Source organism: Collinsella sp. CLA-ER-H7, assembly GCF_040092345.1.
Classification (GTDB): Bacteria; Actinomycetota; Coriobacteriia; order Coriobacteriales; family Coriobacteriaceae; genus Collinsella.
Genome location: NZ_JBBNLT010000020.1, coordinates 1 through 14,431 on the forward strand (window position 1 = coordinate 1; position 14,431 = coordinate 14,431).

At 65.9% G+C, this 14,431-nt stretch carries 14 protein-coding genes; 9 read left to right on the forward strand and 5 right to left on the reverse strand.

Annotated features, from left to right (window positions below):
• Nucleotides 1-112: 112 nt before the first annotated feature.
• The 5 genes from AAAX75_RS09690 to AAAX75_RS09710 form a co-directional block, all read right to left on the reverse strand.
• Complete coding sequence (locus AAAX75_RS09690; protein WP_349092014.1) at nt 113-1,414, reverse strand: ABC transporter ATP-binding protein; 1,302 nt, start codon at nt 1,412-1,414, stop codon at nt 113-115.
• Nucleotides 1,415-1,426: 12 nt separating this feature from the next.
• The gene (locus tag AAAX75_RS09695) at nt 1,427-2,449 is read right to left on the reverse strand and encodes an iron ABC transporter permease (protein WP_349092015.1); all 1,023 of its coding nucleotides are present in this window, start codon (nt 2,447-2,449) and stop codon (nt 1,427-1,429) included.
• A gap of 22 nt (nt 2,450-2,471) precedes the next feature.
• On the reverse strand, nt 2,472-4,043 hold the full coding sequence (locus AAAX75_RS09700; RefSeq protein ID WP_349092016.1) for an ABC transporter substrate-binding protein: 1,572 nt from the start codon (nt 4,041-4,043) through the stop codon (nt 2,472-2,474).
• 4 nt (nt 4,044-4,047) lie between these two features.
• Nucleotides 4,048-4,581 carry a hypothetical protein gene (locus AAAX75_RS09705; protein WP_349092017.1) on the reverse strand — a complete coding sequence of 178 codons (534 nt, stop codon included), beginning with the start codon at nt 4,579-4,581 and terminating at the stop codon, nt 4,048-4,050.
• Nucleotides 4,582-4,725: 144 nt separating this feature from the next.
• Nucleotides 4,726-5,652: a sirohydrochlorin cobaltochelatase gene (locus tag AAAX75_RS09710; RefSeq protein WP_349092018.1), complete on the reverse strand. Its 927-nt coding sequence runs from the start codon at nt 5,650-5,652 to the stop codon at nt 4,726-4,728.
• Nucleotides 5,653-6,110: 458 nt separating this feature from the next.
• On the opposite strand from AAAX75_RS09710, the gene cobM reads away from it, so the two are divergent.
• From cobM to AAAX75_RS09755, 9 genes are all read left to right on the forward strand, one after another.
• Nucleotides 6,111-6,902 carry a precorrin-4 C(11)-methyltransferase gene (gene cobM, locus AAAX75_RS09715; RefSeq protein WP_349092019.1) on the forward strand — a complete coding sequence of 264 codons (792 nt, stop codon included), beginning with the start codon at nt 6,111-6,113 and terminating at the stop codon, nt 6,900-6,902.
• 1 nt (nt 6,903) lies between these two features.
• Nucleotides 6,904-8,088 (forward strand): cobalt-precorrin-5B (C(1))-methyltransferase CbiD, encoded by a 1,185-nt coding sequence (gene cbiD / locus AAAX75_RS09720; protein WP_349092020.1) that lies wholly within the window; start codon nt 6,904-6,906, stop codon nt 8,086-8,088.
• Nucleotides 8,081-8,314: a hypothetical protein gene (locus AAAX75_RS09725; protein WP_349092022.1), complete on the forward strand. Its 234-nt coding sequence runs from the start codon at nt 8,081-8,083 to the stop codon at nt 8,312-8,314. Before cbiD ends, AAAX75_RS09725 begins: the two co-directional genes overlap by 8 nt.
• Nucleotides 8,315-9,448 (forward strand): cobalamin biosynthesis protein, encoded by a 1,134-nt coding sequence (locus AAAX75_RS09730; RefSeq protein WP_349092023.1) that lies wholly within the window; start codon nt 8,315-8,317, stop codon nt 9,446-9,448.
• Nucleotides 9,448-10,191 (forward strand): precorrin-3B C(17)-methyltransferase, encoded by a 744-nt coding sequence (cobJ, locus tag AAAX75_RS09735; protein WP_349092024.1) that lies wholly within the window; start codon nt 9,448-9,450, stop codon nt 10,189-10,191. Before AAAX75_RS09730 ends, cobJ begins: the two co-directional genes overlap by 1 nt.
• A complete protein-coding gene (gene cbiE, locus AAAX75_RS09740) occupies nt 10,179-11,453 on the forward strand; it encodes a precorrin-6y C5,15-methyltransferase (decarboxylating) subunit CbiE (RefSeq protein ID WP_349092026.1) in 1,275 nt (424 codons plus the stop codon). The genes cobJ and cbiE overlap by 13 nt, the downstream gene beginning before the upstream one ends.
• A complete protein-coding gene (locus AAAX75_RS09745; RefSeq protein WP_349092027.1) occupies nt 11,450-12,832 on the forward strand; it encodes a cobyrinate a,c-diamide synthase in 1,383 nt (460 codons plus the stop codon). The genes cbiE and AAAX75_RS09745 overlap by 4 nt, the downstream gene beginning before the upstream one ends.
• On the forward strand, nt 12,825-13,967 hold the full coding sequence (locus AAAX75_RS09750) for a nicotinate-nucleotide--dimethylbenzimidazole phosphoribosyltransferase (RefSeq protein ID WP_349092028.1): 1,143 nt from the start codon (nt 12,825-12,827) through the stop codon (nt 13,965-13,967). The genes AAAX75_RS09745 and AAAX75_RS09750 overlap by 8 nt, the downstream gene beginning before the upstream one ends.
• The coding region (locus AAAX75_RS09755) for a bifunctional adenosylcobinamide kinase/adenosylcobinamide-phosphate guanylyltransferase (protein ID WP_349092029.1) at nt 13,964-14,431 on the forward strand (468 nt) is incomplete at its 3' end. The genes AAAX75_RS09750 and AAAX75_RS09755, both read left to right, overlap by 4 nt.

The following is a 14,431-nucleotide window of genomic DNA, read 5'->3' on the forward strand; positions in this document are numbered from 1 at the left end:
ATTTCCCCGGACAGGACCACCTTTGCCGCCGAGACCTTGAACTGCCTGTCGTATCGCTTTCTTCTTTGGGTCATCTTGAACACCTTTCGCTCTTAAATAGGTGTCCAATTCATCATACCCACTCCACATTGGAATCCTCCGATGCGTCTTCGCACGCTCGCATGACCTCGATACCATGCGAGCGTGCGAACTCGACGAGCTCTGCGTTGCGGGCGTTTATGGTGCCGAAGGCGGCGGGGCACACGATAAGGCGCGCGCAGTGGACGAGGAGCTCTTTGGCGCGGGCTATGGTTTTATCCCCGATCGGCTCGAAGGCGCGCTCGGCCACGCATTCCGTCGCCAGGTCGCGCGCGAGCTCGCAGTCGATGTCCCCTTCGTGCAGAACGCCCGCGTAGAACGCCTTGCCCTGCCGGATGAGCTGGCGAAACACAGCCGACCCCGTACCTGCGCCGGCGATGACGAACGTGTGTGCATCGCCGTGTGGGCGCCCAATTTCCACGCTGCCGAAGCGCTCGTTGAAGGTGCCATGTTGAAGGCCGTAGAGCTCGCCAATCGTCTCGCGCGTGAATATGTCCTCGGGTGCGCCGGCGCGGAAGACCCGGCCGTCCTTCACGCAAATCACCTTGTCGGCGCTTTTCTGCGCGAGCTCGAGTTCGTGGATGGACATGATGACAGCCACATTCCGCGATTTCGCAAGGTGGCGAAGTATTCGCAGCAGGTCGATCTGGTAGCGGATATCGAGATACGACGTGGGCTCGTCGAGCACGAGCACACTCGGATCCTGCGCGATGGCGCGTGCGAGCATGACGCGCTGGCGTTGCCCGTCGCTTATCTGCATGAAGTCGCGCTCGGCGAGCTCTTCCACATGTGCGGTTTTCATGGCCTCATCGACCCGACTATGGTCGTCGGGCGAGAGTGTGCCCATTCGCCCGGTGTAGGGATGCCTTCCCGCCTCCACGATATCGCGGCAGGTGAGGAGCTCGGTCCGTGGGCGATCTGTCAGCATAACGGCAAGGTTCCTTGCGAACTCCGCCGTCTTCCATCGGGAAATCTCTCGCCCGTCGAGCTCGACCGCGCCGGCAAGCGGTGCCAGATGGCGCGTGATGGTTTTCAAGATGGTCGACTTGCCCGAGCCGTTCGGCCCGATGAGCGCCACGACGTCGCCCGCGCGAACCTCCAGATCGACGCCTTCGACTACGACCTTCTTGTCGTAGCCCGCCGACAGGTCGCTTATGCGGAAAAGCGGCGCTCCGTCAGCCTGCGTTTCGACCGGGGTTTCGAGGTTCGACTCCGCTCGAAGGAGGCGTTCCGCGCGCAGTTCCGCGCGAGTCGAAAGTGCCTTCTGGCGCTTTCGTGCGAGCTTAGGACTGCCTAAGCATGGAATGTCCCCTCCGAGCGTTTTGGGCTGCGGCACGAATTTCCCCATCTACCTCACCCGCTTCTTCAACATGAGCGCGATAACCACCGGCGCGCCGAAGATGGCGGTGACGGCGCTGATGGAAAGCTCGACGGGGGAGAACAGCGTGCGCGCGATCAAATCGCAGCCCGCGCAGAAGATGGCGCCTCCCAAGAAGCACGCAGGAATCACGCGGATGGGCTTCGACGACTTCAGCGCCGACTTGACGAGATGCGGAACCGCGATGCCTACGAACGACACCGGACCAGCGAACGCGGTCACGCAGGCGGAGAGCATGCTCGCTAGAAGGACGAGCACCACGCGGAAGCGTGCGACGTTCACGCCGACGCTTTTTGCGTAGGCTTCTCCCAGCTGGAAGGCGGAAAGGGGCTTCGATATCGCGAATACGCATGCGCTCACGGTGATCACCACGACCGCGATGACCACGACGTCGTCCCAACTCGAACCCGAGAAACTACCCAAAGACCAGTTGTGCAGGTTCACGATGGACTGGTCGTCGGCGAAGGCGATGAGGAAGTTCGTCGCCGCCGAGCAGATGTATCCCACCATGACGCCCGCCACGATGAGCATGGCCATGGAACTTATGCGCCGTGCGATGAGGAGCACGAAGCCGATGGTGATGAGCGAGCCCAGAAACGCTGCGGCCACCATGGCCGGCGAGGACATGGCCTGGTTCGCGCCCAGAAGTACGATCATCGTAAGCGCGACGACGAACTTTGCGCCCGAGGAGACGCCCAAGATGAACGGGTCGGCGATGGGGTTGTTGAAAAACGTCTGCAGCAGGAATCCGGAGAGCGAAAGTGCCCCGCCGAGAAGTACGGCTGAAAGCACACGCGGCAGGCGAATCTCCCAGATGACTTGGCTTTCCATGGAATTGGCCGCGCCGCCCGAAAGGATGCCGGGGATGTGGTCTGCGGGCACGAGCACGCTCCCGATGCACAGGTTGGCCCCGACGAGCACGATGAGGACAACAGCGAGCAGCGCCGTCACGACGCGACACCGCGCGGCGCGCCCCGATTCGTCGTATGTCATGGAAAGCCGGCTTCTCATGACGCTAGCCAAGCTTCCTCAGATAATGGAAGTCGCTCGCGTCATCGCCGGTGAACGCCCCGTGCAGCTCGTCGATAATGTCGGCGGTAGAAGTCATCTGCTGATACATGTCGGCGCATGTGACCCAGACGTTGCCGTTCTTCACGGCTTTGAACTGCGACAATAGCGCGTTTTTGCTTACTAAGTCGTTCAAGGTGGCAACCGATTCGTCGATGGTGCCGTTGTAGACGATGATGTCGGCATCCTTCGCCGTCGCGTAGAAGCGCTCCATTTCGAGCGTTACTGACGAACCTGACGTCGACGCCGTCTGCGCGTCATCGAGCGCGTAGCTGCCGCCTGCAAGCTCGATCATCTGCGCCACGTAGTCGCCCGCCCGCCGCGTGACGGCGGCCCCGTTCGAGTTAATGTAGAAATACGCCACGGTTTTACCTGACGACGCGAGCCCCGACGTTTGCTCGACGCGAGCCTTCTGCTCGTTGAACAGGTGCGCGGCCTCGTCTTCCTTGTCGAACAGGACGCCGAAAAGCTTAATCCACTCGACGCGCCCGAGTGCTTCGGGCTCGCTCGACGACTGTTCGGTGAGCACGACGAGCCCGAGCTTCTGCAGCTTTTCCTTCACATCGGGCGTGTGGTTGATCATGGTGTTCTCGATGGCGAGGGTGCAGCCCGAGGCCGATATTCGCTCGTAGTCGGGCGCGCTGTACTTGCCGCCGTAGGCGATCGCCCCACTTTCGAGCGCGCTTTTGAAGCCCCCGACCGAGCAATCGTCGGCCTTCGTGCCCGACATGAGGATATTGTCGTTCGCATCGAGCGCGTCGACCAGGCACATCGTCGCCGACGACACGAGGTACACCTTGTCGGCGGGGCGCCTTATGACCGCGATGTCGGAGCTCAACCCATCAGGTACCTTTGCATTTTGCGGCACCACGAGGAAGCGCTCCCCGTTCGAAATGCAGATAAGCCGCAGGCCGCCTTCGTACTCGTCGACAGTGAAGTGCTCGGCGTATTCAAGCTGAAGCGTCCCCGTCGGCTTCCAGCCGCAGCCCAAATCGGCGTTGTGGAAGTCGGCCGCGGCGTTTGAAGCCGTTCTCGCAGGGGAACCGCCGCTTGCTTCGTCGCCCGATTTCTCCTTCATGGTGGATGAATCGAAGTGGAGCGTGTAGTCGATGGTGTGCGGCGTCGACATGGCGACGGTCTCGGCCGACACGGCGATGTCCTCGTCGAGTGTGACGGGTATCTCGAACGTGGAGTTGCCGCCGTCGTTTACGGGCGCGTAGTCCACGCCGTTGACGGTCATTTTGTCGTAGTTCGAACTCGACCAGGTGATGGTCGCGGTGTAGGCGTCGCCATCCTTCACAATTGTGGTGGGTGAGGCGATGCTTGCGCGCCCTGACCCGCCGGAGAGCGAGACGCTCACAGTGTATTCCTGAGAGCCTGCCGTGCCACCGGTCGCGTTCGGGCTCGCACTGCACCCCGCGAAGGGAAGCGCGAGCAGGGCGACGAGAACGCAGGCGATCGCGCGCGCCGCGATGGTGCGGCGCTTTCTGCTTTCCCCCTTGGGAAGAATCGACCGCATGGCGTTACTTCAGCGCGTCGGCGCGCAGATCGACGCCGGCGGATTCGAATACGAGCGTGCGGTCGTACCACCGCTCCCTTTTAATGCTCCACGCGGCGCAGGCGGTGTCCTCGTCGAGCGCATCAACGGGCACGTCGTAGGTGTACTTGCCTTCCGCGTTTTCCACATAGGGGATGAAGTCGGCCTCGCTTGCGGCGGCAGCCTCGTCGCCCGTGCCCATGAAGAGCTTGCCGTAGCCCGTGCCGGAAAGTGTCATCACGCAGTGCATGGAGCCGTTTTCCACGATGAGCTGGGCGTTCACAATCCTGAACATGTTCGAGCTGGAATCTACGGTAATCGGATAGGTGCCGTCGGCCACCTTGTCGGCGGTGATGGGGGCAGCGCTTGCGCCCTCGGGCGCATCGGCCGCCTGTTCAGTTTTTTCCTGGGAATCGGCATCGCTTGCCTTTGCGCTGTCGATTGAATTTCCGCCGCAGCCGGCGAGCGAGAACGCGAAAAGCGCCGCCGACAGGGCGAAGGCGAGGGTTTTCTTCAACATGGAGGGGTTCCTTTCAATCGCTTCGACCGCCCGCGCCGTGCGGTGGGCGCGCGGGATGCGAATGCAACGGGCATGCGCCGTCAGTCGGGGAAGGCGCATGCCCGTTGCACGGGGACGCGACCGGCGCCCCCGTGCGCGGCGAGTTTACAGCTTGGCGATGGCGTCGTCCACGTGCGAGACGTAGATGTCGTCGACCTCGACGTTCTGTCCCAGACCCTGGAGCAGGCACGTCACTTCGAAGCCAGCGGCCACGAACTTTGCAGCCCAGCTGTCGGGGTCGGTCTCGTCTGCCATGTCGTTGTTCGCGTGGTCGCCCGCGACCACCATGAACGGCGCGAGCACGGCCTTCTTGTAGCCTGCGGCGCTCGCGGCGGCGATAACATCCTCGCAGGTCGGTTCAGCCTCGACGGTGCCGACGAAGAACTGCGTCAAGCCCTCGTTCTTAAACACTTCCTGCATCTTGGCATAGTCGGCGTTGGAATCGGCTTCGGTGCCGTGGCCCATGAGGCACAGCGCCGTCTTGCCGTCGTCGAAGGACGCCATGTTCTCCTTAATGGCTGCGGCCACCTTCTTGTAGTCGTCGTCGGAGGTGAGCAGCGGGTCGCCGAGCGAGATTTTGTCGAACTTGTCGGCGTACTTGTCGAGCTCGTCTTTCACGTCGGTGTATTCCAGGCCACCCATGAGATGCGTCGGCTGCACGACGATTTCCTTCACGCCGTCTTCCACGCATCGGTCGAGCGCCTCGGTCATGTTGTCGATCGTGATGCCGTCGCGCTTCTTCAGCTTGTCGATGATGATCTGCGCGGTGAAGGCGCGGCGGATGTCGTAGTCCTGCCAGTACTTCTCGCGGATAGCGTCTTCGATGGCGCCGATGGTGATGTGGCGCGAGTCGTTGTAGCTCGTGCCGAAGCTCGTGACGAGGATGACCGGCTTCACGGCCTTCTCCTTTTCACTCGATTTCTCGGAACTCGCGGAGGTGTTGGAGCAGCCCGCGAGCGCGACTCCGGCGAGCGCGACGGCTCCGGTTGCTGCGGCGCCCATGAAGTCGCGGCGTGACATCTGGTCGGACATGGTTTTTCCTTTCCTCGGTTTGCCGGTCCCCCGGCGACAGTTGCTTGTCGGCACAAGCGAAAGAAAAGCGCACCCCTCGGGGTTCACAAGGAGCTAACGCCACGGCGATGCCGTGAGGAAAAGGCGAAGCAGTCTGGCTTGGGGCGCGAGGCGGTTCGCCCGCGCGTCCTATACAGTAATGTCCCTTGCCCAGGATTCCCACCTGGTTCCCTCCGCAAGCCAGCGCGGGCTGTGCGGGCGCCGCGCCGGTCATTTCCTTTTATCCGATTGTCATATGCTCGTTGCCGAATCTTTTACTATGATAGTGGGCACTTGTGAACGTGTCAAAGCCAGGGCGGGCGGCATTGTGCCTCCTGCCTGCGTATTTGCGCCGATTGCCGCCGCAGGCGCCGTGTTTTGCCCGCTGCGCGAATGGCGGCGTAAACGGTTGCGATGAGAAACGGGAAGGGAAGGCTCGGATGATTCATATCGTTGGCGCAGGCTCGGGCGCCGCCGACCTTATCACGCTGCGCGGGGCGCGCCTTCTGCGTGCGGCCGACGTGGTCGTTTGGGCGGGAAGCCTTGTGAACCCCGAGCTGCTCGCTGAGTGCAAGGAATCCTGCGTCGTCTACGACAGCGCGCACATGACCTTGGAGGAAGTGCTCGACGTGATGTGCGCGGCGGATGCGCGGGGCGAGGAAGTGGTGCGCCTGCACACAGGCGACCCGTCCCTGTACGGCGCCATCCAGGAGCAGATGGACGCACTCGACGCGCGCGGCGTGGACTACGAGGTGGTGCCCGGCGTGTCGAGCTTTTGCGGTGCCGCGGCGGCGCTTCGCCAGGAATACACGCTGCCGGGAATCAGCCAGTCGGTCGTGATCACGCGGCTTTCCGGGCGCACCCCCATGCCCGCGGGCGAGGGCATGCGCACCATGGCGGAAAGCGGCTCGACTATGGTCATCTTCCTGAGCTCGGGTATGCTCGCCGAGCTTTCCGCCGAGCTTTTGGCCGCGGGCCGCAGCTCCGACGAGCCGGCGGCGCTCGTGTACAAGGCGACCTGGCCTGAGGAGCGCGTGGTGCGCTGCACAGTGGGCACGCTCGCCGATGCGGGCGCGCGAGAGGGCATCGACCGCACGGCGCTCGTGGTGGTGGGCCGCGTGCTCGGAGCTCGCGGCGGGCTTGCGCACGACGGCGCGCAAGCGGAGTCGTACGAGCGCAGCAAGCTTTACGACCCTTCGTTTGCCACGGGGTATCGGAAGGCGAGCAGCTAGCGTGGCCTTCGAGCACTACATATATACCGGGACGACCCGCCTGCGCTGCGGCTACACCACGGGGAGCTGCGCCGCGCTCGCGGCGAAGGCGGCCTGCGAGATGCTCTTGTCACGAAAGCTCGTCGGCCTCGTGTCGATCGTCACCCCCGGCGGGCTGCCCGTCGAGGCGAACGTGGTCGACGCATGCATCGGCGAGGGGTGTGCCCAGTGCGCCGTGCGAAAGGACGCAGGCGACGATGCCGATGTGACCGACGGCGTGCTCGTGTACGCGCGCGTGGAACATGCGGGGTCGGGCACGGGCGCTGCGGGCAGCAAGGGCGTGCCCACGCGCGAATCGGAAGTTTCCGTCGATGGCGGCGTGGGCGTGGGGCGCGTGACGTTGCCCGGGCTCGAGCAGCCGGTTGGGGCGGCCGCCATCAACGCGACGCCGCGCGCGATGATCACTTCGGCGGCGCGCGAGGTGTGCGCCGCGCACGGCTTTTCTGGAAATATTGCTGTGACGATTTCGGTACCCGAGGGCGTTGCCCTTGCCAAAAAGACCTTCAACCCGCACCTGGGGATAGAGGGCGGCATCTCCATCCTGGGCACGACGGGCATCGTCGAGCCGCGCAGCCTTGCTGCCTTGCGCGACAGCATCGTGCTCGAGATCCGGCAGCATGCGGCTATGGGGCGGCGCGGAGTCGTGCTCACGCCCGGCAACTACGGCGGGCAGTTCATCTCGGGGCATTTCCACCTAAACGGTGCGCCGGTGGTCTTCATCTCCAACTTTGTGGGCGATGCGATTGATTGCTGCGTTCGCGAGGGATTCACCAATGTCCTTCTTGTGGGACACATCGGCAAGCTGGTTAAGGTCGCTGGCGGCATCATGGACACCCATTCGCGTACCGCCGACTGCCGCGCGGAGATTCTGGCCGCCCACGCGGCCTTGGCCGGCGCGGGCGCGAAGACCGTGCGCGAGATCATGTCGTCGGTCACGACCACGGCGGCGCTCGAGGCAATCGAGGCCGCCGGCGTGGGGTACGCTGTGCGCGCCTCGCTCGCTGCGGCAATCGAGGACAGGTTGCGCCGCCGCGCGGCGGGCGCATGCGACATCGCCGCGGTCGTGTTCGACGCCCAGCGCCGCGAGCTTTTCCGCACGTCGGGCGCCGATGCAGTAATCGGGGAATTGGGGGCGACGTATGAGTAAAGGCGTGCTGTGCGGGGTGCGCCGCGCAATCGGCTGGCCGGGGACGAAGGTGGTCATGAAGGCGCGCCGCTCGCTTGAGGACACGAAGCGCATCCTTCGCGAGGAGGACGCCTTCGACGGTGCCGAGCTCGTAGAGGACTGTGGGCTTCCGGGCGAGCGCGTGTACCGCTCGCTCGACGATGTGCCCGATCGGGGCAGCTACTTCTCGACGATGGTGGTGCGCTAGATGAGGGTTTCCTGCATAGCGTTCACTGAGAGGGGGTATGCGTTGGCGGAGCGCACCGCACGCGCGCTTTCCGATTGCGCGCAGACAGGTGAAGATGACCCTGGCTGGGACGTTTCCGTTTCGCGCGGGTTCGGCGAGGGGAAGGCCGACCTGCGCACATGGACGGCGCTCGCGTGGGAAGCGTCGGACGCGCTTCTGTTCGTGGGCGCGGCGGGCATCGCCGTGCGGGCGATCGCGCCGCATGTCGCCTCGAAGGCAACCGATTCCGCGGTTGTGGTGATTGACGAGGCGGGGCGCTTTGCCGTCCCGCTTTTGTCGGGGCATTTGGGCGGTGCGAACGAGCTTGCGCAAACTGTGGCACGCGCGGCAGGGGCCATCCCCGTCATCACCACGGCGACCGACGTCCGCGGCGTGTGGGCGGTGGATACGTGGGCGCGCTGTGCGGGGCTCGCCGTTTCGAATCCCGAGGCCATCAAGCGAGTGTCGGCGCGGCTGCTTTCGGGCGGGCGCGTGGCGCTCTATTCCGACATGCCGATTTCGGGACAGCCACCTGAGGGGGTTGACATTGCGTCCGACCGCGCTCGGGCCGATATCGTCGTGTCGCCGTTCGCTGGCGCGAATGCAGGTGCGTCCGTTCGCGCGTCGGAGACAACGGACGAGGTCGTGCCCGCCGGTGAGACGTGGAAGCCGGCGGGCGTGCGGGCGCAGGCGCCTGCGCCCGAGCCGCTTCGCCTTGTCGTGCCCTGCATCGTTGCGGGCATAGGGTGCCGTCGCGGTGCGTGCGCCGAAGCGATCGAGGAGGCGTTTCTTCTCGCGTGCGGGCAGGCGGGTATCTCGCCTTCGGCCGTGCGCGAGGCGGCGACGATAGACGTGAAGGCGCACGAGGAGGGTCTGCTCGCCTTCTGCCGCGCGCGCAATATCCCGCTTGCGACGTATCCCGCAGAGGAGTTGTCGCAGGTCGAAGGCAGCGTTTCGCCATCTGATTTCGTGCGCGCGACGGTGGGGGTCGACAACGTGTGCGAGCGCGCGGCGCTCGCGGACGGGGGCAAACTTATCTTCCCGAAGCTCGCTCACGGCGGCGTGACCGTCGCGTTTTCCAAGGTAACTATCGAACTTTCGTTTAAGGAGCGGTGATGGGAAAGCTCTTCGTGGTGGGGATCGGCCCGGGCGGCCCCGACGGCATGACGATTGCGGCCCGGCGTGCGCTCGAGGCGGCCGACATCGTTGTGGGGTACACGAAATACGTGGAGCTCGCGCTCGCCGCCGTGCCCGACGCGGCGCATCTCGCGACGCCGATGATGCACGAGGTCGAACGGTGCCGCCTGGCGCTTTCGCGCGCGCAGAGCGGAGAAGCCGTGGCACTCGTGTGCAGCGGTGACGCGGGCGTGTACGGCATGGCGAGCCCCGTGCTGGATCTTGCGGAGGACTACCCCGATGTAGACGTGGAAGTTATCGCCGGGGCCACCGCGGCTCAGAGCGGGTCGGCGGTGCTCGGCGCCCCGCTTGCCCACGACTTCGCGGTCGTGTCGCTCTCCGACCTGCTCACGCCATGGGAGGTCATCGAGCGCAGGCTCGCCGCCGTGGCGAGCGCCGACTTCTGCATCTGTTTGTACAACCCGCGCAGCAGAAAGCGCGCCGACAGGCTCTCACGCGCGGCGAAGATTATGCTCGAATGGAAGGCCCCCGACACGCTCTGCGGCTGGGTACGCAACATCGGGCGCGAGGGGCAGCAGTCGGGCATGTGCAGGCTCTCTGAGCTGGGGGAGATCGACGCCGACATGTTCACCACCGTGTTCGTCGGCAACGCGGACACGAAGCTCGTAGGCGGCCGTATGGTCACGCCGCGCGGGTATCGGGAGATTCCATGCGAAAGGTAACGATCATCGGGGCGGGGCCCGGAAACCCCGACTTGCTCTCGCGCGCGGCGCTCGACGCTATCGACTTCGCCGACGTGGTCATCGGCGCTCATCGCGCGCTTGCCGGCATCGACGTGCCGCCCGACGTGGCGAGATGCGAGCTCGTGAAAACGGCGGACATCGTCGCCGCGCTCACCGATTCGGCGTCGTGGCGGCGCGCCGTGGTCGTGATGACGGGCGATGTGGGGCTGTTCAGCGGCGCGCGCCGCCTGGTGGAGGCGCTCTCCGGCGATGCGCAGGTGGACGTGCGCGTCGTTCCTGGCATAAGCTCAGCGTCGTATCTCGCCGCGCGTCTCGCGCGTCCATGGCAGGATTGGCGCTTCGCGAGCGCTCACGGCGTGGCGTGCGACATCGTGGCCGAGGCCGAGCGCGCAGGTGAGCTCTTCCTCGCCACGTCGGGCGGGGAAGACCCCTCGCGGCTTTCGGGCGAGCTTGTGCAGGCGGGCTTCGGGGACGCGCGCGTGACGGTGGCCGAGCGCCTGTCGTACCCCGACGAGCGCATCACCTGCGCGACCGCAAGTGAAATCGCAGGTCAGACGTTTGACGACTTGAACGTGATGCTTATCGAGTTCGCAGGCTGCGTCGGGTCGCCTGCGGGCGCATCCCGCGCCGCGAGCTCCCGCTGGCCGTACGCTTCCTCGGGCATTCCCGACGAGCTCTTCATCCGCGGCGACGTTCCCATGACCAAGCAGGAGGTGCGCGCCGTCGCGCTCGCGAAGCTGCGCCTTACCGCTACCGACACCGTGTGGGACGTCGGAGCCGGCACGGGGAGCGTGTCGATTGAGGCGGCGCTCGTCGCGCGAGCGGGGTCGGTATGGGCGGTCGAGCGCAACGCGGCCGGTGTGCGGCTCATCCGAGAGAACGCGGATGCATTCGGGTGCGGCAACGTGCATGCGGTCCCCGGTGTCGCCCCCGAAGCGCTCGCGAAACTGCCCGTCCCCGACGCCGTGTTCGTCGGCGGGAGCGCGGGCGAGCTTCCCTCTATCGTGGAGGCGGCGCTCGAGAAGAACTCGCAGGTTCGCCTGTGCGTACCATGCGTCACCGTTGAGACGCTCACCGAGGCGTGCGCGCTCCTCTCGGGTTCGCGCTTTAAGGGGTTCGAGGCGTGCCAGGTGTCGGCCGCCCGCGCCGAGGCTGTAGGCTCGCACCATCTTATGAAGGCGCAAAACCCCGTGTTCCTCGTCAGCGCGCGTGGTGCAGGTGGGGAAGGCGGCGCCCGGTGAGCACGACCATTCCGCGCTTCATGGTCGCTGCGCCCTCGAGCGGGAGCGGCAAGACGGTCGTAACGTGCGCGCTTCTGCGCACGCTCGCGCGCCGCGGCCTCGCATGCGCGGCCTTCAAATGCGGCCCCGACTACATTGACCCGCTCTTTCATCGCCGCGTCGTGGGTGCGCGCTCGGGCAACTTAGACGGCTTCTTCACCGACGCCCCGACGCTGCGCGCCCTGCTCGCACGCGGCGCTGCGGGCGCGGATGTCGCGGTGCTCGAGGGGGTCATGGGCTTCTACGACGGCATGGCGCCCGGCGTGGCCGACGCGAGCAGCTACCAGGTTGCGCGCGACACGGAAACGCCAGTCGTTTTAGTGGTGAACGGGCGCGGGGCGTCTTTATCGCTCGCCGCCGTAATCCGCGGCATCGCCGAGTTCCTGCCTTGTGCGAACGTGCGCGGCGTCGTGCTGAACAAGACGAGCGCCGCTGCCTGCGCCTACGCGGCGCCTGCGATCGAGAAGCACACGGGCGTCGTGGTTTTGGGGAATATCCCCGCCGACGAGGCGTTCTCGCTCGAAAGCCGGCATCTGGGGCTTGTGACCGCCGACGAGGTCGAGCAGCTCTCCGCGCGCATCGACAAGATGGCCGAGCTGGTGGAAAAGAGCGTCGACGTCGACCGCTTGCTCGAAATAGCGGCGACAGCACCAGATATCCGCGAGGAACCTTACCGGTTGGAGCCGATCGCGGGAGCGCGGCCCATCGTCGCCGTCGCGCGTGACGAGGCGTTCTCGTTCTACTACGAGGAGAACCTGCGCGCGCTCGAGGACCTGGGTTGCGAGCTGGCCTTTTTCAGCCCCCTATGTGATAGCGAGTTGCCCCGGGGGACAAGCGCCCTCTATCTGGGAGGCGGCTACCCGGAGCTCCATGCGCGGCAGCTCACCGAGAACGCGCCGATGCGCGAGGCGGTGCGGTGCGCGGTGGAATCCGGCATGCCGACGGTCGCCGAATGCGGTGGGTTTCTGTACCTGCAGCGCGAAATCGCCGATAGCGAGGGGCGGCGCTGGCCTGTTGCGGGCGCCCTTGAGGGCGCAAGCGAGAACGGGGGAAGGCTGTCCCATTTCGGGTACGTGGAGCTCACTTCCCAACGCGACGGGCTCTACGGGCCGCGCGGCACACGCATCCGCGCGCACGAGTTCCACTACTGGCAGTCCTCCTGCCCGGGCGGCGACTTCTGGGCGCAAAAGCCCCGGCGCGACAAGGGCTGGCCGTGCATGACGACCACCCCGTCCCTGGTTGCGGGCTTCCCGCATGTGTACTATCCTGCGAACCCCGACGTTGCGCGCGCGTTCGCGTCTGCCGCAGCGTCGTTCGCAGAGAGGAGACGGCATGGCTGAAGCAACCGAAACCGCGCTTGCCTGCATCCACGAGGAAGTCGAGCGCGCGTTCTCGTCGGCGCCGGGCGCCGTGCTCGAGGCCGCGCTCTCCCGGATCGCGCCCGCAGACGAGTGCGCCCGCGCCGCCGCGTACGCCGCGTGGGACTCCATCGCGCACCCCTTGGGGGGATTGGGCGACTTTGAAGACGCCGTCGCGTGTATCGCCGCAGCTCAGGGGAGCGACGAGGTGGCCGAGTTTCCCCGTGCGCTCGCGGTATTCTTCTCCGACAACGGGGTCGTTGCCGAAGGCGTGTCGCAAAGCGGGCAAGAAGTGACGCGAGCCGTCGCGCGCAACATGTGCGAGGGGGCCACGAGCGCCTGCCGCATGGCGGCGTTCGCGGGTGCCGAGGTCGTGCCCGTCGACGTGGGTATGGCCCGGGGCATAGAAGACGCGCGCATGGTGCGCGCGAACGTGCGGCGGGGGAGCGGCAACATCGCGCACGGCTCCGCTATGTCTCGCGATGGGGCCGTGCGCGCGATCGAGGTCGGAATCGCCGTAGCGTGCGGGCTTGTCCGCGCCGGCGTGCGCCTTCTCGCCGCGGGCGAGATGGGCATCGGCAACTCGACCACCTCGGCGGCGGTGGCCGCAGTGCTCATCCGGGCGGACGCGCGGAGCCTCGTCGGGCGCGGCGCGGGGCTCTCGGACGCCTCGCTCGCGCGCAAGCGCGACGTGGTCGAGCGCGCTATCGACGTGAACTCGCCCGATTCCGCCGACCCGATCGACGTGCTCTCGAAGGTGGGCGGCTTTGACATCGCGGCGATGTGCGGCTTCTACCTGGGGGCCGCGGCCTCGAAGGCGCCGGCGCTCCTTGACGGGGTCATATCCTGCACGGCGGCCCTGTGCGCGGCGCGCCTGTGCCCCAACGCCTTGGGCTACCTCGTGGGCACCCACGCATCAAGCGAACCTGCAAGCCAGGAGCTCCTTCGCGAGCTCGGCATAAAGGCACCCCTCGACGCAGGCATGCACTTGGGCGAGGGCGCGGGCGCCATGGCGTATCTGCCCCTTCTGGATTCGGCGTTGCGCGTGTACCGGGATGGGAAGACGTTCACGGCGACTGGCATGGCTGCTTACGAGCATTTCGAGGCCGGGAAATGACGGTGACGCTCGTTATCGGCGCCGCCGCGAGCGGCAAGAGCGCCTACGCCGAGTCCCTGTGCCTCGGGCACGACGGCCCTCGCGTGTACCTGGCAACGATGGAGCCCTTCGGGGAAGAGGGCGCCCGCCGCATCGCGCGCCATCGGGCGCTGCGCGAGGGCAAGGGGTTTTCCACCCTCGAGCGCACGCGTGACGTGGGCGCCGCAGTGTCCGGGCTTCCGCGCGGCTGCACGCTTCTTTTGGAGGACGTGGGCAACCTGGTTGCAAACGAGCTTTTCGCGGAAGGCGGCTTGTCCCCACGTGACCCTGACGCTGCGGCGCGCGAGGTGCTCGTAGATATCGAACGGCTCGCTCAGGCCGCTGCGTATACGGTGGTGGTCACCGTCGACGTGTTCGCCGATGGGATACGCTACGATGAGGGGACCGAGGCATGGAGGCGCGCGCTCTCGCGCGTAAACGCGGGC